The organism is Roseicella sp. DB1501 (genome assembly GCF_013112485.1).
GTDB lineage: Bacteria > Pseudomonadota > Alphaproteobacteria > Acetobacterales > Acetobacteraceae > Paracraurococcus.
Map to the genome: position 1 here is coordinate 168,555 of NZ_JABFHG010000013.1, position 25,550 is coordinate 194,104.

Annotated in this window: 25 protein-coding genes; 16 read left to right on the plus strand and 9 right to left on the minus strand. The window is 72.8% G+C overall.

Annotated features, from left to right (window positions below):
- Positions 1–39: 39 nt before the first annotated feature.
- The 3 genes from HJG45_RS22735 (at position 40) to HJG45_RS22745 (ending at position 2,828) form a co-directional block, all read left to right on the plus strand.
- Positions 40–615, plus strand: a complete 576-nt coding sequence (locus HJG45_RS22735; RefSeq protein WP_171615364.1) for a MarR family winged helix-turn-helix transcriptional regulator — start codon at positions 40–42, stop codon at positions 613–615.
- Positions 616–721: 106 nt separating this feature from the next.
- The gene (locus HJG45_RS22740) at positions 722–1,435 is read left to right on the plus strand and encodes a response regulator (RefSeq protein ID WP_171615365.1); all 714 of its coding nucleotides are present in this window, start codon (positions 722–724) and stop codon (positions 1,433–1,435) included.
- 25 nt (positions 1,436–1,460) lie between these two features.
- Positions 1,461–2,828, plus strand: a complete 1,368-nt coding sequence (locus HJG45_RS22745; RefSeq protein WP_171615367.1) for an ATP-binding protein — start codon at positions 1,461–1,463, stop codon at positions 2,826–2,828.
- A 17-nt stretch (positions 2,829–2,845) separates the two neighbouring features.
- Here the strand turns inward: HJG45_RS22745 and HJG45_RS22750 are convergent, their stop codons facing one another.
- Both HJG45_RS22750 and HJG45_RS22755 read right to left on the minus strand, forming a co-directional pair.
- Positions 2,846–3,523: a uracil-DNA glycosylase gene (locus HJG45_RS22750; RefSeq protein ID WP_171615369.1), complete on the minus strand. Its 678-nt coding sequence runs from the start codon at positions 3,521–3,523 to the stop codon at positions 2,846–2,848.
- A gap of 141 nt (positions 3,524–3,664) precedes the next feature.
- Positions 3,665–4,300, minus strand: coding sequence for an NYN domain-containing protein (locus tag HJG45_RS22755; RefSeq protein ID WP_254452716.1), 636 nt, complete (start codon positions 4,298–4,300; stop codon positions 3,665–3,667).
- An 84-nt stretch (positions 4,301–4,384) separates the two neighbouring features.
- Between HJG45_RS22755 and folK the strand changes: the two genes are divergently transcribed.
- The 5 genes from folK to HJG45_RS22780 all read left to right on the plus strand — a co-directional run bounded on the left by folK (position 4,385) and on the right by HJG45_RS22780 (position 9,003).
- A complete protein-coding gene (gene folK, locus HJG45_RS22760; protein ID WP_368040657.1) occupies positions 4,385–4,888 on the plus strand; it encodes a 2-amino-4-hydroxy-6-hydroxymethyldihydropteridine diphosphokinase in 504 nt (167 codons plus the stop codon).
- A gap of 197 nt (positions 4,889–5,085) precedes the next feature.
- Positions 5,086–5,484: a DNA-directed RNA polymerase subunit omega gene (gene rpoZ / locus HJG45_RS22765; protein WP_171615439.1), complete on the plus strand. Its 399-nt coding sequence runs from the start codon at positions 5,086–5,088 to the stop codon at positions 5,482–5,484.
- 37 nt (positions 5,485–5,521) lie between these two features.
- On the plus strand, positions 5,522–7,801 hold the full coding sequence (locus HJG45_RS22770) for a bifunctional (p)ppGpp synthetase/guanosine-3',5'-bis(diphosphate) 3'-pyrophosphohydrolase (protein ID WP_171615441.1): 2,280 nt from the start codon (positions 5,522–5,524) through the stop codon (positions 7,799–7,801).
- Positions 7,798–8,208, plus strand: a complete 411-nt coding sequence (gene acpS, locus HJG45_RS22775; RefSeq protein ID WP_171615375.1) for a holo-ACP synthase — start codon at positions 7,798–7,800, stop codon at positions 8,206–8,208. Before HJG45_RS22770 ends, acpS begins: the two co-directional genes overlap by 4 nt.
- Positions 8,209–8,262: 54 nt before the next feature.
- The gene (locus tag HJG45_RS22780) at positions 8,263–9,003 is read left to right on the plus strand and encodes an SDR family NAD(P)-dependent oxidoreductase (RefSeq protein WP_171615377.1); all 741 of its coding nucleotides are present in this window, start codon (positions 8,263–8,265) and stop codon (positions 9,001–9,003) included.
- 112 nt (positions 9,004–9,115) lie between these two features.
- Here HJG45_RS22780 and HJG45_RS22785 read toward each other — a convergent pair whose 3' ends face one another.
- Both HJG45_RS22785 and HJG45_RS22790 read right to left on the minus strand, forming a co-directional pair.
- The gene (locus HJG45_RS22785) at positions 9,116–9,868 is read right to left on the minus strand and encodes a DsbA family oxidoreductase (protein ID WP_217363011.1); all 753 of its coding nucleotides are present in this window, start codon (positions 9,866–9,868) and stop codon (positions 9,116–9,118) included.
- Positions 9,869–9,896: 28 nt separating this feature from the next.
- Positions 9,897–10,592, minus strand: a complete 696-nt coding sequence (locus HJG45_RS22790; RefSeq protein ID WP_171615379.1) for a glutathione S-transferase family protein — start codon at positions 10,590–10,592, stop codon at positions 9,897–9,899.
- A gap of 102 nt (positions 10,593–10,694) precedes the next feature.
- Here HJG45_RS22790 and pobA point away from each other — a divergent pair, with 102 nt between their 5' ends.
- The 6 genes from pobA (at position 10,695) to HJG45_RS22820 (ending at position 16,766) form a co-directional block, all read left to right on the plus strand.
- The gene (gene pobA / locus HJG45_RS22795) at positions 10,695–11,879 is read left to right on the plus strand and encodes a 4-hydroxybenzoate 3-monooxygenase (protein ID WP_171615381.1); all 1,185 of its coding nucleotides are present in this window, start codon (positions 10,695–10,697) and stop codon (positions 11,877–11,879) included.
- Positions 11,880–12,076: 197 nt separating this feature from the next.
- Positions 12,077–12,871 (plus strand): enoyl-CoA hydratase/isomerase family protein, encoded by a 795-nt coding sequence (locus HJG45_RS22800; protein WP_171615383.1) that lies wholly within the window; start codon positions 12,077–12,079, stop codon positions 12,869–12,871.
- Entirely contained in the window at positions 12,871–13,725 is an 855-nt protein-coding gene (locus tag HJG45_RS22805) for a ChbG/HpnK family deacetylase (protein ID WP_171615385.1), read from the plus strand. The genes HJG45_RS22800 and HJG45_RS22805 overlap by 1 nt, the downstream gene beginning before the upstream one ends.
- 103 nt (positions 13,726–13,828) lie before the next feature.
- Positions 13,829–14,725: an NAD(P)-dependent oxidoreductase gene (locus HJG45_RS22810; protein WP_171615387.1), complete on the plus strand. Its 897-nt coding sequence runs from the start codon at positions 13,829–13,831 to the stop codon at positions 14,723–14,725.
- Positions 14,725–15,696, plus strand: a complete 972-nt coding sequence (locus HJG45_RS22815; RefSeq protein ID WP_171615389.1) for a tripartite tricarboxylate transporter substrate binding protein — start codon at positions 14,725–14,727, stop codon at positions 15,694–15,696. The genes HJG45_RS22810 and HJG45_RS22815 overlap by 1 nt, the downstream gene beginning before the upstream one ends.
- Positions 15,693–16,766 (plus strand): esterase, encoded by a 1,074-nt coding sequence (locus HJG45_RS22820; RefSeq protein WP_171615391.1) that lies wholly within the window; start codon positions 15,693–15,695, stop codon positions 16,764–16,766. The genes HJG45_RS22815 and HJG45_RS22820 overlap by 4 nt, the downstream gene beginning before the upstream one ends.
- A gap of 181 nt (positions 16,767–16,947) precedes the next feature.
- Here HJG45_RS22820 and HJG45_RS22825 read toward each other — a convergent pair whose 3' ends face one another.
- The 4 genes from HJG45_RS22825 to HJG45_RS22840 all read right to left on the minus strand — a co-directional run bounded on the left by HJG45_RS22825 (position 16,948) and on the right by HJG45_RS22840 (position 21,391).
- Positions 16,948–17,931 (minus strand): tripartite tricarboxylate transporter substrate binding protein, encoded by a 984-nt coding sequence (locus HJG45_RS22825; protein WP_171615393.1) that lies wholly within the window; start codon positions 17,929–17,931, stop codon positions 16,948–16,950.
- A gap of 56 nt (positions 17,932–17,987) precedes the next feature.
- Positions 17,988–18,680: a cyclase family protein gene (locus tag HJG45_RS22830; RefSeq protein ID WP_171615395.1), complete on the minus strand. Its 693-nt coding sequence runs from the start codon at positions 18,678–18,680 to the stop codon at positions 17,988–17,990.
- 212 nt (positions 18,681–18,892) lie between these two features.
- A complete protein-coding gene (locus tag HJG45_RS22835; protein WP_171615397.1) occupies positions 18,893–20,395 on the minus strand; it encodes an amidohydrolase family protein in 1,503 nt (500 codons plus the stop codon).
- A gap of 276 nt (positions 20,396–20,671) precedes the next feature.
- A complete protein-coding gene (locus tag HJG45_RS22840) occupies positions 20,672–21,391 on the minus strand; it encodes a DUF1028 domain-containing protein (protein WP_171615399.1) in 720 nt (239 codons plus the stop codon).
- A gap of 236 nt (positions 21,392–21,627) precedes the next feature.
- Here HJG45_RS22840 and HJG45_RS22845 point away from each other — a divergent pair, with 236 nt between their 5' ends.
- Entirely contained in the window at positions 21,628–22,509 is an 882-nt protein-coding gene (locus HJG45_RS22845) for a tripartite tricarboxylate transporter substrate-binding protein (protein ID WP_171615401.1), read from the plus strand.
- A gap of 8 nt (positions 22,510–22,517) precedes the next feature.
- Positions 22,518–23,333: an NUDIX hydrolase gene (locus tag HJG45_RS22850; RefSeq protein WP_217363012.1), complete on the plus strand. Its 816-nt coding sequence runs from the start codon at positions 22,518–22,520 to the stop codon at positions 23,331–23,333.
- Between the two features lie 101 nt (positions 23,334–23,434).
- Here the strand turns inward: HJG45_RS22850 and HJG45_RS22855 are convergent.
- On the minus strand, positions 23,435–25,550 hold a 2,116-nt coding region (locus tag HJG45_RS22855; protein WP_254452718.1), incomplete at its 5' end, for an Ig-like domain-containing protein.

The window sequence follows — 25,550 nt, forward strand, 5'->3', positions numbered from 1 at the left end:
CTGACCAAATCAGAAGCCAGACGAGGCAGCATGCCAGCCATGCCGGATCAGACGGACAAGCCCGGCGCGGAGCCGCAGGTGGGCGCCCCGGTGGGGGCCGGCCGGAACCTGCTCTTCCTGCGCGAGGAGGAGCTGCGGCTCGCCCAGGACCTGCTCTTCTTCGGCTATCGCGACTTCACCGCCGGCCCGGACCAGATCCTGGCCGAGCTCGGCATGGGCCGGGCGCATCACCGGGTGCTGCATTTTGTCGGCCGCCGGCCCGGCATCACGGTGGGCGAGCTGCTCGGCATCCTCGGCATCACCAAGCAGTCGCTGGCGCGGGTGCTGACGCCGCTGGTCGAGCAGGGCTACGTGCTGCAGGCGACCGGCCGCAACGACCGGCGGCAGCGCCTGCTGTCGCTGACCGCGAAGGGCGAGGCGCTGGAGCGGCGGCTCTTCGAGCGGCAGCGCGAATGGGTGATGCAGGCCTATCGGGAAGCCGGGCCCGTCGCGGTCGAGGGCTTCCGCCGCGTCATGCGCGGCTTGATGGGCCCGGCCGCACGCGCCCAGCTCGAGCGGCTGGAGCGCCCCGGCCCCGCCCGGCCCGGCACGCCGCCGCTCGCCCGCATCGGCTGACCTCGCCTTGGCGCTGGCGCCCGGCGGAATCCCAGCCTATCGGAAGGCGGGCGCCGCGGCCGGATTCCGGCCGCGCCCGCAAGCCTCCGGGGGGAAGACGCAGGACATGCCGGCCGAACTCGCCATCGACAACGCCCATCTCCTGGTCGTGGATGACGATGCCAGGCTGCGCGCGCTGCTGCAGCGCTTCCTGGCCGATCAGGGCTTCCGCATCACCGTCGCCGCCGACGCCGCCGCAGCCCGCGGCGCGCTCTCGGCCATGGCCTTCGACCTGCTGGTGCTCGACGTCATGATGCCGGGCGAGAGCGGGCTGGAACTGGTCGAGTCGCTGCGGCGCGAGGGCAAGGACGTGCCGGTCCTGATGCTCACCGCCCGCGGCGGACCGGATGACCGCGTCGCCGGCTTCGAGATGGGCGCCGACGACTACCTGGCGAAGCCCTTCGACCCGCGCGAGCTGGCGCTGCGCATCCGCACCATCCTGCGCCGCACCGCGCCGCCGCCGCAGCCAGTGCTGGCGCAGGCGCCGGTGCAGCTCGGCATGCGCTGGTTCGATGCCGAGCGCTCGGAGCTGCGCGGCCCGGAGGGGACGATCCGCCTCACCGGCGGCGAGGCGGCGCTGCTGACGGCGCTCGCCCGCCGCGCCGGCGAGGTGCTGAGCCGCGAGGAGATCGCCGCCGCCCTCGGCACGCCCGAGGCGGGGGAGCGGGCGGTCGATGTCCAGGTGACGCGGCTGCGGCGCAAGATCGAGCCCGACCCGCGCGAGCCACGCTTCCTGCACACGGTCCGCCACCGCGGCTACGTGCTGCGGCCAGGCCCGTGAGCATTCGGGCCGCGGGCCGATCCTGATGCGCAAGCGTCTGGGCCGCCTGACGCGGGGCCTCCTGCCGCGCGGCCTGCTCGGCCGCTCGGTGCTGATCATCCTGGTGCCCATCCTGGTGCTGCAGGCGGTGGCGCTGCAGCTTTTCTATGGCGGCCATCTCGACGTCATCTCGCGCCGCCTCGCCGGCGGCGTCGCCGGCGACGTGGCGATGCTGGTCGAGCTGGTGCGGCGGGAGGATCCGGAGAACCGCGCCTGGCTGTTCCGCGAGGCGGTCTGGCGGCTCGACCTGGCGCTCGCCTTCGAGTCCGGCGCGCGGCTCGAGCTCGTCACGCGTCCCGCCAGCCTGCCGCTGCTGCCGCTCGAGGAGGATCTCAACAAGGCGCTGTGGGAGCGGGTGCGGCTGCCCTTCGACACCGACTGGCAGAGCGACCCGCGCAGCGTCATCATCCGCGTGCAGCTTCCCGACGGGGTGCTGCATGTCGAGGCGCCGCGCAAGCGGCTCTTCACCGCGACGCTCTACCTCTTCGTCATCTGGCTGGTGGGCTCGGCGCTGCTGCTCTCGGGCATCGCGATCCTGTTCATGAAGAACCAGGTGCGGGCGATCCGCCGCCTCGCCGATGCGGCGGAGGCCTTCGGGCTCGGCCGCGATGTCGGCACCATCAAGCCCGAGGGCGCGAGCGAGGTGCGCCAGGCCGCGGCCGCCTTCAACCGGATGCAGGAGCGCATCCGCCGCTTCGTCGGCCAGCGCACCGAGATGCTGGCCGGCATCAGCCACGACCTGCGCACCCCGCTGACCCGGATGCGCCTGGCCCTGGCCATGCTGCCGCGCAACGCCGAGACGGAGGAGGACCTCGTCGCCCTGACCCAGGATGTCGAGGAGATGGAGCGGATGACCGCGGCCTATCTCGCCTTCGCCCGTGGCGAGGGGGTGGAGCAGGCGCGGCCGGCGGATCTGGTCGAGCTGGTGCAGGATGTCGCCGCCAATGCCCGCCGCGCCGGGGCGCAGGTGGAGGTGGCGGCGCCGCCCGGGCTGCCGATGTCGCTGCGCCCGGACGCGCTGCGGCGCTGCCTCGGCAACCTGCTCGACAATGCGCGCCGGCATGCCAGCCGGATCGCGGTCGGGGTGCGGACCGTGCCGCGCGGCGGCCATGGCGGCCCGGCAGGCGAGTCGCCAGGGCCGCTCTGGGCCGAGGTGACAGTCGATGACAACGGCCCGGGCATCCCAGCCGGGCAGCGGGAAGGCGCCTTCCGCCCCTTCCACAGCGGCTCGCCGAGCGGCACGGGGCTCGGCCTCGCCATCGCCCAGGACATCGTGCGGGCGCATGGCGGGGAGATCCTGCTGGAGGAGAGTCCGCTGGGCGGGCTGCGGGCGCGGGTGCGGCTGCCGGTGTAGGCGCCCGGCCGTCCAGGTCAGGCCACGGCCCGGGCGACGACCTCCTGCATCACCGCCTCGAACATCTCGGGCGTCAACCGCCGGGTCGAGGTGTTGTATCGGCTGACATGGTAGCTGTCCGCGACCTGCAGCCCGTTCGGCAGGTCATGCAGCCGGCCATGCCCGAAGGGCATGCGGGCGGCGGGGATCCGGAAGCTTCGCAGCAGCGCGTTGTGCGCCAGCACGCCGAGGGCGAGGACGACGCGCAGCGCCGGCATCGCCGCCAGCTCGCCGGCGAGGAAGCCGTTGCAGGTCCGCACCTCGGCGGGTTCCGGCAGGTTCGCCGGCGGCACGCAGCGCACCGCGTTCACCACCCGGCAGCCGGTGAGGGTGAGCCCGTCATCCGGGCGTTCCTCGTACTGGCCCTGCGCCAGGCCATGGCGCAGCAGGGTGGCGTAGAGCAGCTTGCCGGCATGGTCGCCGGTGAAGGGCCGGCCGGTGCGGTTGGCGCCGCGCAGGCCGGGGGCCATGCCGAGCACCAGGATGCGCGAGTCGCGCGGGCCCCAGGAGGGCACCGGGGCGTTGTGCCAGTCGGGGAAGGCGGCGCGGTTGGCCATGCGGTAGGCGACGAGCCGCGGGCAGAGCGGGCAGTCGCGGTCCGGCTGGGGCGGCCCAGGCGGAGAGCCGGGGGGAGGGGCGGGGGAGGGTGAGGTCATCTCGGGCGGCCGCGAGGTAGCGGGTCGTCGCCCGGACGGGAAGAGGGGCCGTGCAGGCCGCCCCCGGCCGAGGCGCATCTGCCTCGCAGAGGGGACGGCGCCTCCGGCCCTGGTGGGCCGTCCGCGCCGTCATGGAACGCCTTACTCCGGCAGGGCGGAGGTCTCGCGGAAGGGATCGGCCGGCGTCGCGCGGACGCCGGTGCTGGCCACCGCCCGCGGCGCCGGGGCGGTGCGGGTCCGCGGCTCCACCTGCCGGCGCGTGATGTGTTCGGCGAGGTCGGCGAGATCGATGAAGGCATCCGCCTGCCGGCGCAGGTCGTCGGCGATCATCGCCGGCTGGGTCCGGATGGTGGAGATCACCGTCACCCGCACGCCGCGGCGCTGCACCGATTCGACCAGCCGGCGCAGGTCGCCATCCCCGGAGAAGATCACCGCATGGTCGAGATGCGGCGTCAGGTCGAGGATGTCGACCGCCATCTCGATGTCCACGCTGCCCTTCACCCGGCGGCGGCCGGTGGCATCGGTGAACTCCTTCGCCGGCTTGGTCACGACGGCATAGCCGTTGTAACCGAGCCAATCCACCAGCGGCCGGAGCGGCGAGTACTCCTCCGTCTCGAGCAGCGCCGTGTAGTAGTAGGCCCGCACGAGATAAGCACGCTGGCGGAAGTGGGCCAGGAGGTTCTTGTAGTCCACGTCGAACCCGAGGGTCCGGGACGCGGCATAAAGGTTGGCGCCGTCGATGAAGACGGCGACGCGTTCGATCCGCTCGGGCTGCAAGCTACGCGCTCTCGAAATGTGATGCATGCCGATGTGGCACCTTTCCATACTACTCCGGTCTTATCGATTTGTAAGCGAGAAAAAGTGATAATTATCGCCTTAGGCGCGAATTTGCCCTCCGCCACTGGAGCATCCCCGCTTGCGAGCTGTGACGCTGCGGCGGTGGCGCTGGGCGCCCTGCCAGGGTTGCGGCTCGCCGCGCTGTCGCGCTGGTACCGAACCGACCCGATTCCACCTTTGCCGGGCGCCCCGCCCTATATCAATGGTGTGGCCCGCCTTGAAGGAACACCTCCGGCACCGCGGGAGTTGCTCACGATGCTGCAGCGCATCGAGGCCGAGGCCGGCCGCGAGCGCCCCTTCCCGAATGCGCCGCGCACGCTCGATCTCGACATCATCGACCTCGACGGCCTGTGCCGCGCCGCGCCGGATCCCATTTTGCCGCATCCACGGGCCCATCTTCGCCGCTTCGTCCTGGAGCCCCTGCGCGACGTCGCGCCCGGCTGGGTCCATCCCATCCTCCACCGGAGCGTGGAGGAGCTGCTGGCGGACCTGGCCGACCAGGCCTCGGCCGTGACGGCCTTGCCGTGATAGTGGGAGTATTGCCCACGAGGCGCCAGGGGAGGCCGTGCAGCGAATTGTAACAGCCATGGCGACGGCACAGGCATGGCTGCCTCCCCTTGCCGCTTGCGCGTGGCAGGCGGGATGTCTATCTGAAGGATTCTCCTGAAAAGCGGAGCGTCGCGGCTTGCTGGCCGCACGCTCCCCCAAGCGATAACGAGGCCGCGATGGCGCGCGTCACAGTGGAAGACTGCATCCTTCAGGTCCCGAACCGCTTCGAACTGGTTCTCCTGGCGGCGCAGCGGGCCCGCAATATTGGCCGCGGCGAGGAAATGACCATCGACCGCGACAACGACAAGAACCCGGTCGTGGCCCTGCGCGAGATCGCCGAGCAGACGGTGGCGCTCGACGCCATCGAGGCCGACCTGATCAAGTCGTTGCAGCGGGCGCCCGAGCCCGAGCCGGCGGAGGAGGAAGTGCTCGACCTCATCGCCACCGACGAGAACATCTTCGGCGTCATGGACGTGAACGAGGAACTGCCCGCCGAGGGCCAGGGCCTCGAGGACATGTCGCCCGACGATCTCGAAGCGGCGATCGCGGCCGAGCTGAACGGCGGCCGCCGCTGAGGAGGCGCCATTGACCACGCGCGACACCGGGCCCCTCATGGTTCCGGTGCCGCGCGCGCCGGAAGGGCCGGCGGCTGGCCTCGCGCCCACGCCCAGCCCGCCGGGCCTCGAGGAGGCCCAGGCCCTCGCCCGGCGGGTCGCCGGCTACGACCCCCGCGCCGATGTCGCGCTGATCGAGCGCGCCGGCCAGACCGCCGCCGAGGCGCATGCCACGCAGCGGCGCGAGAACGGCGATCCCTACATCACCCACCCGATCGCGGTGGCGAACATCCTCGCCGATTACCGGCTCGACAGCGCCACCATCGCGACGGCGCTGCTGCACGACGTTGCCGAGGACACCAGCGTCGGGCTGAAGGAAATCGAGCGCCGCTTCGGCGCCGAGGTCGCCCGGCTGGTGGACGGCGTCACCAAGCTGACGCGCATCGAGCTGCAATCCGAGCGCACCAAGCAGGCCGAGAACCTCCGCAAGCTGGTCCTGGCGATGAGCGAGGACATCCGCGTCCTGCTCGTCAAGCTCGCCGACCGGCTGCACAACATGCGCACCCTGCATTTCGTGCCGCAGCCGGAGCGGCGGCGGAAGACGGCGCGCGAGACCATCGAGATCTTCACGCCGCTCGCCGAGCGCATCGGCATGGATGCGCTGAAGACCGAGCTGGAAACGCTCTCCTTCCAGGAGCTGCACCCGGAGGCGCGGCAGACCATCGCCTCGCGCCTGACCTATCTGCGCGGCCAGAGCGCCAACCTGATCAAGGAGATCGAGCACGACCTGAAGCGGGTGCTTGGCCGTCACGGGATCCATGCGATCGACGTAACGGGGCGGGAGAAGTCGCCCTACTCCATCTGGCTGAAGATGCAGAAGAAGAACGTGGCCTTCGAGGCGCTCTCGGACGTCATGGCCTTCCGCGTCATCGTCGAGGACCGGGCCGCCTGCTACGCCGCGCTCGGCGCCGTGCACGACGCCTATCGCGTGGTGCCCGGCCGCTTCAAGGACTACATCTCGACCCCGAAGACCAACGGCTACCAATCGTTGCATACCGGCGTGACGGTGCCGGAGCGGCGCAACGCCAAGATCGAGGTGCAGATCCGCACCCGCGAGATGCACGAGGTGGCGGAATACGGCGTCGCGGCGCACTGGATCTACAAGCAGGGGCCGGAGGCGCACACCTCCGCCGCCTCCAACCGCAAGCGCTACCCTTGGGTGCGCGCCCTGCTCGACATCCTGGAGAATGCCGAGGGCGCGCAGGATTTCCTCGACCACACCAAGCTCGAGCTGCACCGCGACCAGGTCTTCTGCTTCTCGCCCAAGGGCGACCTGATCGAGCTGCCGCGCGGCGCGACGCCGATCGACTTCGCCTATGAGGTCCACAGCCAGGTCGGCGACAGCTGCGTCGGCGCCAAGGTCAACGGCAAGATCGTGCCGCTGCGCCACCAGCTCGAGAATGGCGATCAGGTCGAGATCATCACCGCCCGCGGCGGCCAGCCCAACCCGGCCTGGGAGCGCTTCGTCGTCACCGGCAAGGCGCGGGCGCGCATCCGCCGCTTCGTGCATGCGCGGCAGAAGGAGGAGAACCGCGAGAGCGGCCGCTCCGCCATCGTCCGCGCCTTCCGCCAGGAGGGGCTGGAGGGGTCCGAGAAGCTGCTGGAGGGCGCGCTGAAGGCGCTCAAGCAGCCTGGGCTAGACGAGCTCTACGCCGCGGTCGGCTCCGGCGCCCTCTCGCCGCGCGAGGTGCTGCACGCCGCGGTGCCCGAGCTCCGCATCCCGCCGCGCAACACCGAGCCGCTGCCGCTCAGCCGGCCGCGCTCGCGCCTCGGCGCCAGCCCGCTGCTCGGCCGGCCCGAGCGCGCCGGCGGCGGCCGCGCCGGCGCCGCGCCGGGGCTGCCCGTCACCGGCCTGGTCAGCGGCATGCCCTATCACTTCGCCGGCTGCTGCCATCCGCTGCCGGGCGAGCGCATCCTCGGCATCGTCACCACCGGCAAGGGCGTGACCATCCATGCCGCCGACTGCCATACGCTTGAGAATTTCGCGGCGACGCCGGAACGCTTCCTCGACATCGACTGGGATGACGGCTCCTCCGCCACCCGCGTCGGCCGCGTGGTGGTGGAGACGCGGGCGCGCAGTTCGGCGCTCGCCGCGCTGACCGAGACGGTGGCGCAGAACGACGGCGCGGTGACCGGGCTGAAGGTGCAGCACCGCGACGGCGAGACGATCGAGGTGCTGATCGACGTCGAGGTCACCGACCTGCGGCATCTGGAGCGCATCATGGCGGCGCTGCGCGCCCCGGCCGACAACCTCCGGGTGGAGCGGATGCGCGGATGATCCTCGGCCTCGGCAACGACGTCGTCGACATCCGCCGCATCGAGCAGGTCATCGCCCGGCATGGCGAACGCTTCCTCGAACGCGTCTTCACCCCGGTCGAGCGCGCCAAGGCGGAACGGCGGACCGAGAAGCTCCGCGCCGGCACCTATGCCAAGCGCTTCGCGGCGAAGGAGGCGGCCTCCAAGGCGCTCGGCACCGGCTTCGCCCAGGGCGTCTTCATGCGCGACCTCGGCGTGGTCAACCTGCCCTCGGGCAAGCCGACCCTGCGCCTCGCCGGCGGCGCCGCGGCGCGCCTCGCCGCGCTCACCCCGGCCGGGCATGCGGCGCAGCTCGACCTGACGATGACCGACGAATACCCCTATGCCAGCGCCATCGTCATCATCTCGGCGGTGCCCCTGCCGGGATAGGCGCGGCCACGCGCCGGCCATAGGATTGGCCGTCACGCGCGAGGGGGACAAGCGATGAACGCACTCGATCTCAAGGGCCGCGTCGCGGCCATCACCGGCGGGGCGCGCGGCATCGGCCTCGCCGTCGCCGAGCGCGTGGCCGCGAGCGGCGGCCGGCCGGCGATCTGGGATGTGGACATCGCCGAGGCCGAGCGGGTGGCGGCGCGGCTCGGCGGCTCTGCGGCGCGGGTCGATGTCGCCGATTACGCCAGCATCGAGGCGGCGCTCGCCGCGACCGAGACGGCGCTCGGCCCGCTCGACATCCTCGTCGCCAATGCCGGCATCACCGGGCCGAACGCGACGGTCGAGGCCTATCCCATCGAGGCCTGGCGGCAGGTGATCGAGATCGACCTCACCGGCGTCTTCCTCTGCTGCCGCGCCGTGGTGCCGGGGATGCGGGCGCGCAATTACGGCCGCATCGTCAACGTCGCCTCCATTGCCGGGAAGGAGGGCAACCCGAACGCCACCGCCTATTCCGCCGCCAAGGCCGGGGTGATCGGCTTCACCAAGTCGCTCGGCAAGGAGCTGGCGCAGACGCTGATCCGGGTGAATTGCGTCACCCCGGCCGCGGCGGCGACCGACATCTTCAAGCAGATGACGGAGGCTCAGATCGCCTACATGCTGTCCAAGATCCCGGCCGGGCGCTTCGCCGAGGTGCAGGAGATCGCGGCGCTGATCTGCTGGCTGGCCACCGAGGAGTGCAGCTTCTCGACCGGCGGCGTCTTCGACGTCTCGGGCGGCCGGGCCACCTATTGAATCTCCCCACGACGCCGCTGCGCGCCGTCGCGGGGGCCCCGTGATTCGCATGAGCTCCGAGATGCGTCGCAGCCTGCCGCGGCGAAGCCGCGCCAGGGCAACGGGTGGCGCCCTATTCCGCGGCGCGGGACTGCTGGCGAAGGATGGAAAGGGCGCGGCGGAAGGCATCGGCCATGCGCTCGGCCGGCATGGCGCCGCTGAACAGCACATGGCCCTCGAGCGCGAAGCTCGGCACGCCCGAGATCCCGGCACGGCGGAAGGCCAGATCCTCCGCCAGCACCTCGGCCCGGCCGGCCTCGCCGGCCAGGAACGCCGCGGCGTCGAGCCCCTCGGCGGCGCCGATGGCGGCCAGGACGGCCCGGTCGCCGATATCCTGGCCATCGTGGAAATAGGCCTGGAACAGCGCCTCGACGACGCGGTTCTGCAATGCCGCGCCCTGCGTCCCGGCGAGGCGGATGAGGCGGTGCGCCTCCACCGTGTTCGGCGTGCGCCGCATCAGCGCGTGGCGGAAAGTGAGGCCGGCGGCGCGCCCGGCCTCGGCCACCTGGGCGTCCAGCGCCCGGCTGCGCTCCAGGCTGCCGAATTTGGCGGCGCGATAGGCCTCGCGCTCCACCCCCTCCGGCGGCATGTCGGGATTGAGCTGGAAGGGGCGCCACTGCACCTCGAACCGCTCGCCCTCCGCGGCCAGCAGGTCGAGCGCGCCGCGCAGGTTGCGCTTGCCCACCCAGCACCAGGGGCAGATCGCGTCCGAGACCACGTCGATGCGGGAGGCCGCCCGCGGCAGCGGCAGCGCGCCGCCGGCGCCCTCCGGCACGGCGCAACCATCCGCGCCGCAGGCCATGCCGTCCGCGTCCTGTTGGGTCATGCGTCGCATCCTGTTCCGGCGGTTCGCCCTACACCTCGTGGCCCGGCGCGCGGCCTGCAAGCCCGTCATGCGCATCGAGCATCCGCGCCCGCCAGGCATGCACCGGGTCATCGGCCTCCAACAGGCGGAAATTGCTGACGCAGCGGGCCCATTGGAAGGTGCCGAGCAGGATGTAGTCGGCATAGGCGGGCGCTGCGCCGGCCAGGAAGGGCTGGGCGCGCAGCACCAGGCGCAGCGGCTGCAGCAGCCTGCGGAAGCCGATGACGCCCTGGTCGCGCTCGGCCGCCAGCGCCTCCAGCGTCCGGCCGAAGCGCCGCTCGCGGCTCTCGCGGAAATAGGCGCGGTGCTCGGGCAGGATGCAGTCGAGGATGTCGCGCAGGATCAGCGGCGCCAGCGCCGGATGCAGCGTGGCATCGGTCCAGCCATTGACGAAGCGGGTGAGGGCCTGGGCCGCCGGGCCGCCGAACAGGCTCGGCCGGTCCGGATAGGCCTGTTCCAGATACTCGGCGATGGCCCAGGACTCGTGCACCACCCGCTCGCCATCGACCAGCACCGGCACCAGCGCCTGGCCGGAGAAGGCGAGGCGCTCGGTCTCGGTGAAGCGCCAGGGGATGGTCTCGACCGGCAGCCCCTTATGGGCGAGGGCGAGGCGGATGCGCCAGCAATAGGGGCTGAAGCGCAGCGCCGGGTCGGCGCCGGCGAGGTCGTAGAGCTGGCGGGCCATGGGGATCCTCCGGCCGGCAGTGTCGCGTCCGGGCGGTGCCGGCGTAAACCCTTGCCAGTGCCCGGCCGGTCGGCAGAGTGATGCGCGGACAGGAGGGCAGCCATGCGGACGCAGGTGGGGATCGTGGGCGCCGGGCCGGCCGGGCTGCTGCTTGGGCACCTGCTGCACCGGGCCGGCATCGAGACCGTGGTGCTCGAGGTCCGTCCGCGCGCCCATGTCGAGGCGCGCATCCGCGCCGGGCTGCTGGAACAGGGCACGGTCGATGTGCTGACCGCGACCGGGCTCGGCGACCGGCTGCACCGCGAGGGGCTGGTGCATGAGGGCATCGAGCTCCGCTTCGACGGCGAGGGGCACCGCATCGACCTCGCCGGGCTGACCGGCAAGCGGGTGACGATCTACGGCCAGCAGGAGGTGGTGAAGGACCTGATCGCCGCCCGCCTCGCCGCCGGCGCACCCCTGCTTTTCGAGGCGGAGGGCCTGGCGGCGCAGGACCTCGACACCGAACGCCCGCGCCTCACCTTCCGCCAGGACGGCCGGGAGCAGGTGCTCGATTGCGACATCCTCGCCGGCTGCGACGGCTTCCACGGCATCTGCCGCGACGCCATCCCGGCCGGGCTGCTGCGGACCTATGAGCGGATCTATCCCTTCGCCTGGCTCGGCATCCTCGCCGCCGCGCCGCCCGCCTCGCACGAGCTGATCTACGCAAGGCACGAGCGCGGCTTCGCCCTGGCGACGATGCGCAGCAACAGCCTGGCGCGGCACTACCTGCAATGCCGGCCGGAGGAGGATCTCGCCGCATGGTCCGATGACCGGATCTGGGCCGAGCTGCATGCCCGCATGGCCGGGCGCGACGGCGCCTCGCCGATCAAGGAGGGGCCGATCCTGCAGCGCGGCGTGACCGCGATGCGCAGCTTCGTCGTCGAGCCGATGCGCCAGGGCAGGCTGTTCCTCGCCGGCGACGCCGCGCATATCGTGCCGCCGACCGGGGCCAAGGGCATGAACCTCGCCGTCGCCGATGTCGTCGTCCTCGCCCGCGCCATCGAGGCCTGGCATCGCGGCCGGGGCATGGCGCTGCTCGATGCCTATTCATCGACCGCGCTGCGCCGCATCTGGAAGGCGCAGCGCTTCTCCTGGTGGATGACCAGCCTGCTGCACCGCTTCGATGGTGGCGATCCCTTCGAGCACAAGGTGCAGCTCGCCGAGCTCGACTACATCTGCCGCTCGGCCGCCGGCGCGCTGACGCTGGCCGAGAATTACGTCGGGCTGCCTCTGGAGGCCGCCCCCTGATCCGGCTGAGTCCTGCGCGCCGGAGCACGCCCAGGCGCCGTGACGCGACCGCGCCCCTGTTTATGCTGGCGGCGGCGCCTCGGCCGTGACATCTGCCGCCGAGGCGCGACTGCTTTTCGCCGTCGGACGCCTCGCCTATCTGCAGGCGGCGGAACGCGCGGGACCGGCGCCGCGGCGATCCGCCGAGGGAGACCCCCATGGCCGATGACACTCCGCTGCTGGTGACCCGCGAGGGGCCGGTGGTGCGCGCCACGATGAACCGGCCCGAGCTCCGCAACGCCCTCAGCGCCGCCATGGGCGAGGCCTGGGACCGGCTGCTCGCGGAACTGGAGGCGGACCGCACGGCGCGGGTGCTGGTGATCGCCGGCGCCGGTGGGCATTTCTGCGCCGGGCTCGACCTGACCGAGGTCGCCTCCGACGCGCCGCCCGCCGAGCGGCTGGCCCGGGCGGAGGCGCGCAACCGCCGCACCGGCGCCCGCTTCGCCGCCATCTCGGCCCTGCCGCAGGTGGTGGTCGCGGCGGTGGAGGGGGCCTGCCATGCCGGCGGCCTGGGCTTCTGCTGCGCCGCCGACATCGCCTTCGCCACCGCGACGGCCCGCTTCGCCGCGCCCGAGGTGCGGCGCGGCCTGGTGCCGGCGCAGATCCTGCCCTGGCTGGCCCGCCGCACCGGCCGCACCGCCGCGACCCGTCTGGTGCTGGAGGGCACGGTGATCGAGGCGGCGGAGGCGGCGCGCATCGGGCTGGTGCACGGGATGCTGCCCGATGCCGCGGCGCTCGCGGCGCAGCTCGAGGCGACCATCGCCGCGGTGCTGCAGGGCGCGCCTGGGGCGCTGGCCGAGACCAAGGGGCTGCTCGCCGCCCTCGGCCCGGTCTCGCCCGAGGGCTATGCCGAGGCCGGCGCCGCCGCCTTCGCCCGCACCTCCTCGAGCGAGGAGGCCGCAGAGGGCATCGCCGCCTTCAAGGCGAAGCGCAAGCCGGGCTGGGCCGGCTGATGGCGCCTCCGGCTGACCTCAAGGCCGGCGAGACGCGGACGGGGCGGCCGACCCTGGCGGAGCGGCTCGGCCATGCACCCGGCGACCGTTTGCTAATCGTCAATTGCGACGATCTCGGCTCCAGCCACGCGGCCAACCGCGCCTGCCTGACGGCGATGACCCGCGGCCTCGCCACCGGCGCCTCGCTGATGGTGCCCTGTCCCTGGGCGCCGGAGGCGGTGCGGCTGCTGGGCGACCTGCCCGTCGGAGTGCATCTCACCCTCACCAGCGAATATGCTGGCTATCGCTGGCGCGGCCTGACCGCCGGCGCCTCGCTGCATGACGGGGACGGCTTCCTCTGGGCCAGCCGCGAGGAGGCGCTCGGTCGGATCGCCGCCGCCGACGCCCATGCCGAGGCGAGGGCGCAGATCGCCGCCGCCCTCGCCTGGGGCGTCGATGTGACGCATCTCGACACGCATATGGACGTGCTGCTCGGCCGGCCCGACCTGCGGGCAGTCTATCTCGACCTCGCCGCGGAGTTCCGCCTGCCGCTGCGCCTCGCGTCCGATGCGGCGCGGCAGGCGGCGCGGGCGCGCGGCCTGCTCTGCGCCGATGCGCTGCTCTATCCCTGGCCGAACCGCACCCGTCAGGTCTTGCTCGCCGAGATCCCGCATCTGGCGCCCGGCGTGACCGAGGTCTTCGCGCATCCGGCCGAGCCGGGGCCGGAGCTCGCCGGCTACGATCCGCGCCATGCGGCGCTGCGCGGCCATGACGCGGCCTGCCTGACCGATCCGGAGATCGCCACGCTGCTCGCCCTGCACCGCGTCCGCCGCATCAGCCACCGCGCCCTGCGCGACCTGCAGCGCGCCGGCTGAGCGACGCCCCGGACGGGGGCTTTCCAGAAGGGGGTGCCTTGCCAGCCGCCGGCCGGCAGGGGAGCATCGCAGCGACACGAAGCGATCCTCTGGAGGGAACGAGATGGCCGCAGCCGGCGCACCGGTCGGATTCATTGGCCTTGGCATGATGGGGCTGCCGATGGCGCGCAGCCTGCTGCGGCGTGGCCGGCACCTCATCGCCTGCGACAGCAGCGAGGCGGCGCGCGCCGCCCTGGCCGAGGGCGCGGCGCCGGAGGCGGTCCGCTTCGCCGCCGCGCCGGCCGGCGCGGCGGACGGCGCCGAGGTCATCGTGCTGATGCTGCCCGACAGCCGCGTCGTCGCGCAGGTGATGGAAGGGGAGGGCGGGCTGCTGGCGGCGCTGCGGCCCGGCCAGCTGGTCATCGACATGGGCTCCTCGCTGCCGGCGGAGACGCAGCGTCTCGCGGCGCTGGCCGCGGCGCGCGGCGCGGCGCTGATCGACGCGCCGGTCTCGGGCAGCGTGGTGAAGGCCAGCGCCGGCACCCTCGCCATCATGGCCGGCGGCGACGACGCCGCCTGGGCCAAGGCGGAGCCGGTGCTGCGCGACATGGGCGAGGCGCTGATCCGCACCGGCGCCACCGGCAGCGCGCATGCCATGAAGGCGCTGAACAACTACGTCTACGCCGCCGGCCTGCTGGCGACGGCCGAGGCGCTGCGGATGGCCGAGGCGATGCGGCTCGATCTCGGCATCTTCGCCGATGTGCTCAACGCCTCCTCCGGCCGCAACATCGCCACCGAGACCAAGGTGAAGCAGGAGATCCTGCCCGGCCGCTACCAGGGCGGCTTCCAGCTCGGGCTGATGCGGAAGGATCTGGAGACCGCCGGCGCGATCTCGGCCGAGACCGGGGTGGAGGCGCAGGCGCTGCAGCTCTGCCGCGCGCTGTGGAGCGAGGCGGTGGCGGCGCTCGGTCCGAAGGCCGACAACACCGAGATCCACCGCTTCCTCGGGAGGGCGAAGTGATGCTGCCTCGCCTGGTCGTTCCCCGCCGCGCCCTGCTCGCCGCCCCGGCACTGCTCGCCCTGCCGGCGCGCGCCCAGGGAAACTGGCCGGACCGGCCGGTGCGCATCGTCGTCGCCTTCCCCGCCGGCAGCGTCACCGACACGCTGCTGCGGCACCTGGCGGAGCCGCTGGGGCGCGAGCTCGGCCAGGCGGTGATCATCGACAACCGCCCGGGCGGCAACGGCGTGGTCGGCACCGACAGCGCCGCCCGCGCCGGCACCGACGGCCTGACCTGGTGCGTGCTCTCCGTCACCAACGGCGCGCTCGCCCCCTATGTGGTGCCGAAGCTGCCCTACGACCCGGTGAAGGATTTCGCGCCGATCGGCTACATGGCCGAGACCGCCTATATCCTCGTGGTCCCGGCCGACCACCCGGCGCGCGACCTCAAGGGGCTGCTCGCCCTGGCGAAGCAGAAGCCCGGCGCGCTCACCTTCAGCTACGGCAACCAGAGCGCCCATATCGCCACCGCCACCATGGCGCGGATGGCCGGCGTCGAGATGACCGGCATCCCCTATCGCGGCGGGCCGGAGGCGCTGACCGATGTCGTCGCCGGCCGCATCGACTGCACCTTCACCGACATCCCGGCCGGCGTGCCGCAGATGAAGGAGGGCAAGGTGCGCGCCATCGGCATCACCCAGCCCGAGACCTTCGCGCTGCTGCCCGACATCCCGCCCGTCGGCTCGGTCCTGCCGGGCTATGGCTTCCGCTTCTGGTTCGGCATGGCGGTGCCGACCGGCACGCCGCCCGCGATCATCGCCCGCGGAAATGCGGCGATGAATGCGGTGCTGCGCCAGCCGGAATTCACCGAGCGGGTGGCGCGGCTCGGCTACGTGCCGAGGCCGACCGAGCCGGAATGGTTCCGCGACTTCCTGCGCAAGCAGATCCAGGAGCTCGGCGCCCGGGCGCGCGAGGCGGGGATCGAGCCGGGATGAGCGGCGGCGCGATGCGCCGGGCCCTGGCCGCCGGCCTCGCCGCGCTGCTCGCCGGCCTGCCGGCCCTGGCGCAACCGCCGGCCCCCGCAGCGCCCCCTGCCGCGGCGCCGCTGCCCGGCGGCCCGCTCGCCATCGAGCGGCAGGGCAGCTTCTTCCTCGGCGGGCGCGACGTCGCTTCGGACGCGCTCTCGACGCTGCCGGCCTATGCGGCGAGCGGCACCATCACCGTCGACCAGGTCTATGTCCGCTACCAGGTTCCGGCCGGCGGGACGGGCCGGCCGCTGGTGCTGGTCCATGGCTGCTGCCTCACCGGCAAGACCTGGGAGACGACGCCGGACGGGCGCATGGGCTGGGACGAGTATTTCCTCCGCCGCGGCCATCCGGTCTATGTCCTCGACCAGGCTTGGCGCGGCCGCTCCGCCGCCAGCCCGGTCGGGATCAACCGCGTCCGCAGCGGCCGGGCGCCGACCGACGAGCTGCCGACCGTCTTCTCGGCGGGACATGAGCCGGCCTGGGCGATCTTCCGCTTCGGCAAGGAATACCCGCAGGTCTTCCCCGGCATGCTCTTCCCGCTCGAGGCGCAGGCGGAGTTCTGGAAGCAGATGGTGCCGGACTGGCTGAACAGCCTGCCGACGCCGAACCCGACCGTGCCGGCGCTGTCCGAGCTGGCGCAGCGGCTGGACGGCGCGGTGCTGGTCAGCCACTCGCAATCCGGCATCTACCCCTTCCAGACGGCGGCGCTGAACCGTGCGGGCATTGCCGGCATCGTCTCGATCGAGCCGGGCGCCTGCCCCTCGGCGAAGGCGGATATGGCGCCCTACCGGGACCTGCCGATCCTGGTGCTCTGGGGCGACTATGTCGACCAGTCGTCGCGCTGGGCGCTGCGGCTGAAGGGCTGTCGGGACTTCGCCGCGGCGGCCCACGCCGCCGGCGGCAAGGTGGAGAATGCGGTGCTGTCCGAGCTCGGCATCAAGGGCAACTCGCACATGCTCATGCAGGACCGCAACAGCCTCGAGGTCGCGGACTGGCTGGAGGCCTGGCTGACCCGGGCGGTCGGGCCGCGGCCCTGATCCTGGCCGCAGCGCGCTCATACCTGGCGCGCGAAGTTCCGACCTGCGGCCCGCAGAGCCGAGCGCCCGAATGGGCGCCGCGGCGTCGCGCCAAATGGCGCGACGCCGCGAAGGCCTAGGCAAACCGGAGGTTTGCGCCCGGCGTTTGAGGGGCGCGAAGGTGAAGCATTCGTGCCTGGTATCAATCCGGCTTCACGCCGGCGGCCTGGATCACGCCGCGCCAGCGCTCCAGCTCGCTGGAGATGAGGGCAGCATAGGCGGCCAGGTCCATCGGTCCCGGCAGCACGCCGATGCCGGCGAAGCGCTCGCGCAGCGCCGGATCCTGCAGCGAAGCGCGAATCGCCGCGACCCAGCGGGCGCCGATCTCGGGCGGCAGGCCGGCGGCGGCCGAAAAGCCGAACCAGTTGGTGCTGCGCGCCGCCGGGAAGCCCGCCTCGGTGAAGCTCGGCACGTCCAGCGCCGCCGCATCGCGCGCCGCCTCGCTGGTGCCGAGCGGGCGCAGCCGCCCGGCGCGCAGATGCGGCAGGGCGATGGGCAGACTCTCCATCACCGCCGGGATCTGCCCGCCGATCGCATCCGCCAGCGCCGGCGCCGAGCCGCGATAGGGCACATGCGTCAGCTCCACCCCGGCGGCGCGGGCGAGGAGCTGGCCGACAAGGTGGTTCATGGTGCCGTTGCCACCGGTGCCATAGGCGAGGCCACCGGGCCGGCCGTGCGCGAGCGCCAGGAACTCCGCCAGGCTCTGCGCCGGCACGCCGGGATTGACCACCAGCACGCTGGCGAAGCTGCCGACCAGGCCGAGATGGGTGAAGTCGCGCAGCGGGTCATAGGGCGGGTTGGGGTAGAGCACCGGCCCGATGCCATGCGAGGCGGCGCTCGACATCATGACGAGATGCGCATCGCCCGGCGCCCGGGCGAGCAGCTCGGCGCCGACCATGCCGCCGGCGCCCGGACGGTTCTCGATGACGATGGGCTGGCCGAGCGACATGCCGATGCTCTCGCCGAGCGCGCGGGAGAGGGTGTCGGCGGCGCCGCCGGGCGGGAAGTTGACGATCCAGCGCAGCGGCCGCGTCGGCCAGGCCGCGGCGCGGAGGGGGCCGGGCAGGAGGAGCGGGGCGGCGAGCAGCGCGCGGCGGGGCAGGCGGCGGTGAGGCAGGGCAGGCATGGCGGGCCGGCGCTGCAACGCGCGTGCCATGCCGTCGGCAGCGCGCGGCGGCATGCTCAGCCGAACATCGCCACCGCGCGGATCGGGCTCGCCGTGCCGCCGCGGATCTTCAGCGGGAAGCCGATGAAGGTGAAGCGGCCGCGGCCGACCAGCGCCTGCAGATTGGCGAGGCATTCCATATGGGTGATGCCGCGCTCGGCACAGGCCATGTGGGCCTGGAAATTCAACTCGCCCTCCGGCGCCGGGCTGATCGCCTCGACGCCGAACATGCCGATGCCGCGATCCGCCAGCCAGTGCACGCTCTCGAGCGCCAGGCCCGGGAAATCATGCTGGTAGCCGGGCTTGCCGAGCAGCCGCTCATTCACCGCCATCCAGAGCAGCACCGTATCGCCCGGCCGGATCTCCTGCCCCGAGGCGGCCAGCGCCGCCTCCATCTCCGGCACGGTGATGGCATGCTTCAGCGGCACATGGCCGAGGTCGAGGCAGATGCCGGAGGTGTAGAAATTCCCGAGCGGCACCTGGTCGATGGAGAGCGCGCCGGGCCGCGGGTCGAAATGCACCGGCGCATCGACATGCGTGCCGGCATGGTCGCTCATCGCCAGCGACAGCGCCTTGCTGGTGAAGGTGGTGTTGCCGGCGCGCTTCTGCTCCGAATGGTCGTTCCAGACCGTCATCACCACCGGCGGGTGGCTGGGATGCGTCTGGGTGCGGTGGAAGATCTCACGCGAGAGATCGACGAATTCCGGCATTGGCAATCGGCTCCTGCTGCGCCGCGATGGTTGTCCTCGCCGCGCCCCGCGTCCAGCCGGGATCGGCGCCTCGGCATCAGTGAACGGATCATGGTCCAGAGCGTGATCGCCTGAGGTGGACTCACCGAAGGCGAGACTCACGCGATCAAACAACGACCTGGACCATGGTCCGTGCACCGGAGTGAACGGACCATGGTCCAGGGGCGTCGATATCACGCCGGGTCGCAGAGATAGCGCCGCACCGGATAGGGTTGCCGCGCGAAGGCGGGGCAGAAGCTGCGCACCACCGGCTCGAGCAGGGCGAAGAGCGCGCGCTTCTCGGCGTTCAGCGCCTCCAGCCGCGCCCGCGCCGCCTCCGCCTCGCGCGCCAGCCGGGCGAGGTCGATGGTCAGCAGCCGGCGGTCGCGCACGATCATGCGCCCGCCCACCATCACGTGCCGCAGCGCATTCGCATCCTCGGTATGGACGAGCTGGTTCACCGTGCCGTTCAGCGGCATCCAGTTCGGATGCGCGAGGTCGAGGAAGACGATGTCGGCCTTCATGCCGGGGGCGATGGCGCCGATGTCCTCGAAGCCGAGCAGCCGGGCCGAGCCCAGGGTGCCGGCCCGCCAGACCTCCTCCGCGCTCACCCAGGCGGCCGGATCCGGCCCCTGCACCGCGGCGAGCTGGAAGGCGGCGCGCATCGCCTCGTACATGTTGGAGGTGTCGGAGGAGGAGACGCCATCCGTGCCGATGCCGACCGCCACGCCGAGATCGAGCGCCCGGCGCAGCCGGAACATGCCGTTGCCGAGCCGCATGTTGCTGCCCGGATTGTGCGCGATGGCGGCGTCCCGGTCAGCCATGATCCGCAGGTCATCGTCGGTGAGCCAGATGCCATGCGCCGCCGAGAAGCGCGGCCCGACCAGGCCAAGCGAGTCCAGGTGCCGCACCAGGCTGCGGCCGTAGCGCTGCAGCCCGGCCAGCGCCTGCAGCTTGCTCTCCGCGACATGGCTCTGCAGCGGCACGCCATGCTCGGTGGCGAGCCTGGCGCAGCCGCAGAGGAAGCTGTCGGCGCAATGCAGCGGGATGGTCGGCGCCAGCGCGGCGCGGATGTCCTGCCCCGCCCAGCGCCAGTGCTTCAGGATCTCCGCCATGGCGGCGAGCACCGCCTCGCCCGGCGCGGCGCCGCTGCCCTCCACCTGGCGGCGGAGCGGCTCGGGCAGGGCGTCCTTCAGCCCCGGTACCGCCTCCCAGACCGTGCGGTCGGCGACCATCGGCGCGATGACCGCGCGCAGCCCCACCTCGGCATAGGCCTCGGCCGCTGCATCCAGCCCGTCGCGGCTCGGCAGCGGCGCCTCGGCATAGAGGTCGTAGCAGGCGGTGACGCCCTTCAGCGCCATCTCGGCGGCGCAGAGCTGGGCGGAGAGCTTCTTGTCGGCGAGGCTGCGACCGCCGCCCATCCAGGGCGCCGCGGCCAGCAGCAGCTCCAGCGTCCAGCGATCGGCGAGGCCGCGGGCGAGGCCGCCATGGCCATGGGTATGCGCATTGACCAGGCCGGGATGCAGGAGCAACCCCGCCGCATCCTCCACCCGCGCATCCTCCGGCACCGGCAGGCCGGCGTCGACGGCGCGGATGACGCCGTCCTCGACCAGGATATCCGGCTCGGCGCGGCGGCGGGCGGGATCGGCCAGTTGCCCGCCGCGGATCAGGATCCGGCCCTTCTCGATGCCCGCCATGCGCCCTTCTCCCGGTTGCGGCAATGCATCATGCCAGCACGGCGCCGCCCCCGCGACGCCGTCGCCGCCCGTTGCCCGGCCGAGGCTTCGCCTCGGCTGGCTGTGACGCATCTTCGGCCTGTTGCGAATCACGGGGCCCCCGCGAAGACGCGTAGCGGCTTCGTAGGGAACAGTTAGAGCGTGATCGCTTGAGGTGGACTCACCGAACAGCGTGACTCACGCGATCAAACAACGGCCTGGACCATGATCCGCGAGCCTGTGTGAGCGGATCATGGTCTAGCGGCGGAAGCGGAGCGTCACGCCGCGGGCGATCCAGCCCGCCTCGATGGCGTCGATGTCGCAATGGCCGGACGGGTCGGCTTTCCGCGGCGCCTCGCCGAGGAAGGGCGCGCGCGTCTCGCGCCAAAGGCCGAGCAGCCGGCGCAATTCCGGTAGCGGCTCACGGTGGTCGTCGACGCGGAGGTTGAGGTCGGGGAAATCCTCCGTGGTCGTCAGCAGCATGGCCGCCGATTGCCGCCCGCGCCGGTCGCCGCCCGCCGCCTCGCCGGCCTCCATCGCCGCCATCAGCCGCTCCGGCAGGGGCAGGTCGGCGCCGGCCTGGAAGGCGGCGAGCGTCTCCTGCACCACCGCCGGCCCGGCCAGCATGTTGCCGGCGACCGAGACGCCGGGTGCGGCGGCATCGCCGCACCATTCGACGCAATTCCCGCCCGTCCAGGCGGCGGCGCGGCCATGCCGGTCCACCGCATGCACCTGCCGGATCGGCCGCCCGCGATCGCCGGCCAGCGCTCCCTCGATGGCATCCGCCGGCGCCAGGCCGCGGGCCAGCCCGTCGAGGATGGCCGGGGCCAGGTAGCGGTTGGTGAAGGACTGGGTGGAGACCGCCCCGACACCCGACCTGACGAAGGGGCAACTCGCCCCGACGGCGAAATTGCAGGTGGCGACCGCCACAGCGAAGGCGCCGGTGGCCGGGTCATGGGCGAGGATGGACCAGGTCATGCGAATCCCCTGACGGCATGGGTGAGGCGGCGGGCCGGAGCCTGCCCCCGCCCTACCGGGGAGAAGGCATGGAGGGAAGGCGGGGCGGTTGCGCCGCCCCGGCCATGGCGGCAGGCTCCTGGGAGAGTGGAGGAGGGTCCGATGGGCTTGGGACGGCGCAGGGCCGTGCTGCTGCCATGGCTGGCGGCGCTGGGTGCCTCCGCCGCGCCGGCGGCGGCGGTCTGGCCGACCGCCCGGTGCGCCTCGTCGTCCCCTTCGGGGCCGGCGGCGCCGCCGACACCCTGGCCCGCAGCCTCGCCAATGCCTTCCCGCCGCTGGCCGGCGGCCAGAGCCTCGTCGTCGAGAATCGCGGCGGCGCCGGCGGGACCATCGCCGGCGCGGTGGTGGCGCAGGCGAAGCCGGATGGCGCGACGCTGATGCTCGCCGATCTCGGCGCCAATGCCATCGCCCGCGAGCTGCAGCCGACCACGCCCTACGACCCGACCACCGCCTTCACCCCAATCTGCCACCTCGCCAACATGCCGCTCGTCCTCGTCGTGCCGGCCAGCCTGCCGGCCGCCGACCTCGCCGGCTTCGTCGCCCTGGCCCGGACGCGGCGCGACATGCCCTATGCGCATCCGGGCATCGGCTATGCCGGCCATCTGGCGCAGGAGGCGATGAACCGCGATCTCGGCCTGCGCATGGTGCCGGTGCCCTATCGCAGCGGCGCCGAGGTGGCGCGCAGCATCCTGGCGGGGGAGACGCTCTCGACCCTGATGACCGTCTCGACCGCGCTGCCCTTCATCCGCGAGGGGAAGATGCGGGCGCTGGCGGTCTCGACCCGCGGCCCGGTCGCGCTGCTGCCGGGCGTGCCGCCCATCGCCCAGCTCCTGCCGGGCTTCGAGGCGGTGGTGTGGAACGGCGTGGTCGGCCCGGCCAGCCTGCCGCCCGAGCTCACCCAGGCGGCGAACCGCGTCTTCAACGCCATCCTGGCCGAGCCGGCCGTCGCCGAGGCGATTCGCACCCGCCAGGCGGGCGAGCCGATCGGCGGCACGCCGGAGGAATTCGCCGCCTTCATCGAGGCCGAGATCGCGCGCTGGACGCCGCTGGTCCGCAGCCTCGGCCTGCGCGTGGAGTAGGAGAGACGATGACCGAGACCAGACCCGCCCAGCCCGCCGACCCTGTCCCCGCGCGGCCCGCCGATCCCGTTCCCGCGCGGCCCGCCGCGACCATCCTCCTCGTGCGGGACGGCAGCGAGGGGATCGAGGTGTTCATGGTGGTGCGGCACCGGCAGATCGAGTTCGCCGGCGGCGCGCTGGTCTTCCCCGGCGGCCGGGTCGAGGAGGATGACCGCCGCCTCGCCGGCGGCGAGGGGCTGGACGCCTTCCGCATCGCCGGCATCCGCGAGACCTTCGAGGAATGCGGCGTGCTGCTCGCCCGGCCGCGCGGCGGCGCCGGGCTGATCGACGCGACCCGGCTGCTCGGCATCGAGGCGCTGCACCGCGCCCGCGTGGCGAAGGGCGAGACGCCGCTCTCGGCGGTGCTGGAGGCCGAGGCGCTGGAGCCGGCGATCGATGGCATGGTGCATTTCGCCCATTGGATCACGCCGCTCTCGCGCAGCAAGCGCTTCGACACGCAGTTCTTCCTCGCCGCCGCGCCGCCCGACCAGGTGGCGGTGCACGATGGCTTCGAGAGCGAGGACAGTGTCTGGATCCGCCCGCGCCAGGCGATTGAGGAGGCGAATGCCGGGCTGCGCCGGCTGGTCTTCCCGACCCGGCGCAACCTCGAGAAGCTGGCGCGCCATGCGACGGTGGCCGAGGCGCTGGCGGCGAGCCGCGAGGCCCGCGTAGTCACGGTGATGCCGGAGATGATCCAGACCGAGGCGGGCTGGCGGCTGACCATCCCGGCCGAGGCGGATTACGGCGGCTCGGTCTTCGAGGTGCTGGACGCGCCGGCGATCTGAGGCGCGCCGGCCGTCGCTGGCGAGGCCGCGACGGCCAGGGGGAAAGCCAAGCCGCGGCATCCCGGACCGCACGCCGTCCGGGATGCCGGGGCTGTCGCACCTCACGCGATGAGGTGGAAGTCGGCCACGGTCAGCGCGGGCCGGTTGGTGAGGGTCGCCAGCAGGACCGCCTCGACGGCGCCGGTCCCGTCGGCATCCCACAGCAGCTGCCCGTTCGCCTGGTTGTACACGAACTGGCCGATCGCGGCATTCGCCTGGCCGCCGAGGACGAGCTGGTTCGACGCCAGGGCGACGGATCCCGGCGCGAGGCCGAAGCCGGAGACCGAGATCTCCAGGTCGTCATCCACCCGGTTGAAGTCCGTGATGGTGTCGCCGCCATCCGCGGGCGCCAGGAAGCGGAAGATGTCGAGGCCCGAGCCGCCGATCAGGCTATCCGCGCCGCTGCCGCCGGCCAGCGTGTCGTTGCCGGCCTCGCCCGAGAGGCGGTCGTCGCCGGCGCCGCCCTCCAGCAGGTCGTTGTCGGCAGCCCCCCAGAGGCTGTCGGCGCCGTCCTCGCCGCGCACCGTGTCGGCGCCGTTCCCGCCGAAGAGGGTATCCGCGCCGGCCCCGCCGGCGAGGATGTCGTTGCCGTCCTCGCCCGAGAGCTGATCGGCATCGTCGCCGCCATCGAGCGAGTCGCCACCGGCGCCGCCCCAGAGGCTGTCCAGTCCGACGCCGCCGAGCAGCGTGTCGATGCCGTTCCCGCCGAAGAGGGTATCCGCGCCGACGCCGCCCAGCAGGATGTCGTTGCCGTCCTCGCCCGAGAGGGAATCGGCGCCGTCGCCGCCATCGAGCGAGTCGTTGCCGGTGCCGCCCCAGAGGCTGTCCTGGTCGGCACCGCCGAGCAGCGTATCGGCCCCGGTGCCGCCGAACAGGCTGTCGGTGCCGGCGGCGCCCTGCAGCACGTCGTTGTCGTCCTCGCCCGAGAGCTGGTCGGCCCCATCGCCGCCATCGAGCGAGTCATTGCCCCGGCCGCCCCAGAGGCTGTCGGCGCCGAGTCCGCCCAGCAGCTTGTCCTGGCCGAGGCCGCCGAAGAGCTGGTCGGCGCCCTGGCCGCCATCCAGCGTGTCGTTGCCCGAGCCGCCGGTCAGGGTGTCGTTGCCGTCCAGGCCGAGGATGAGGTCGGCGATGGTGGCGAAGGCGCCCGTTGCCGCATGGAAGCCGTTCCCGGCGGTCCCCACGATGAGACCGAGGCGGGCATTGGCGCTGGCATTGCCCGCATCATCGGTCGCCGACATGGTCAGGACCGACTGGACGCCGCTCGGGACCGCCGGCGTGACCGGGACCGACCAGGCGCCGCCCACCGCGGCAACGGTGCCCAGCAAGGTCGCGTTGGTCGTGACGCTGACGGTGCTCCCCGTCTCGGCGAGGCCCGAGAGCGTGTAGCCGAGCAGCGCGCTGCCGCTGGTCGTGTAGTCGATATCGCCGAAGGAGAAGGCCGGCGCGACGCGGTCGAGCGTGAAGTCCAGCGTCTGCGACCCGACATTGTCGGCGATGTCGGTCGCCCGCGCGGTGACGTGGTGCACCCCGTCGGCCAGCCCCGCCGGCGTGAAGCGCCAGATGCCGGCGGCGTTGGTCGGCACGGTCACGGCCGGCGCGCCGTCGATCACCAGCTCGACCGAGGCATTGGCCTCGCCGGTGCCGATCAGCCCCGACTGCGAGGTGATCCCGTCGGTCGAGGAGCGGCCGGTATCGGCGACGAGCCGGGCCGTGACCACCGGGGCCGTGGTGTCGAGGGTGAAGGCGTAGGAGCTGGAGGGGCCGCTCACGCCCGCCTGGTTGATGGCGGTGACGATGACGGTGTGCGCGCCGTCCGCCAGGGCCGAGGTCGCCGCCGGCAGCGACCATTCACCGTTCGCAGCCGGCACCACCGTGAAGCTGCGGCCGCCCGGGATGTTGCTGCCGCCGTCGATGTCCACCCGGATCGTGGCCGCGTTGTTGCTGCCGCCGCCGAGGCTGGCGTCGTAGGTGATGTCGTCCTCGGCGCCGGTATCGTCGATGAGATGCACGTCGGCGGTCGGCGGCACGCCGTCATCCGGGCGGGTGCCGGGGTCATCGTCGGTGATGATGCCTTCGGCGGATTTGGTGGTTCCGAGTGTGACGGGGTTGGCGGAGTGGGGGCTTGGGGAGAGGGTGATGGTGAAGTGCTCGTTGGTCTCGGCGAGATTGTCGCCCTTG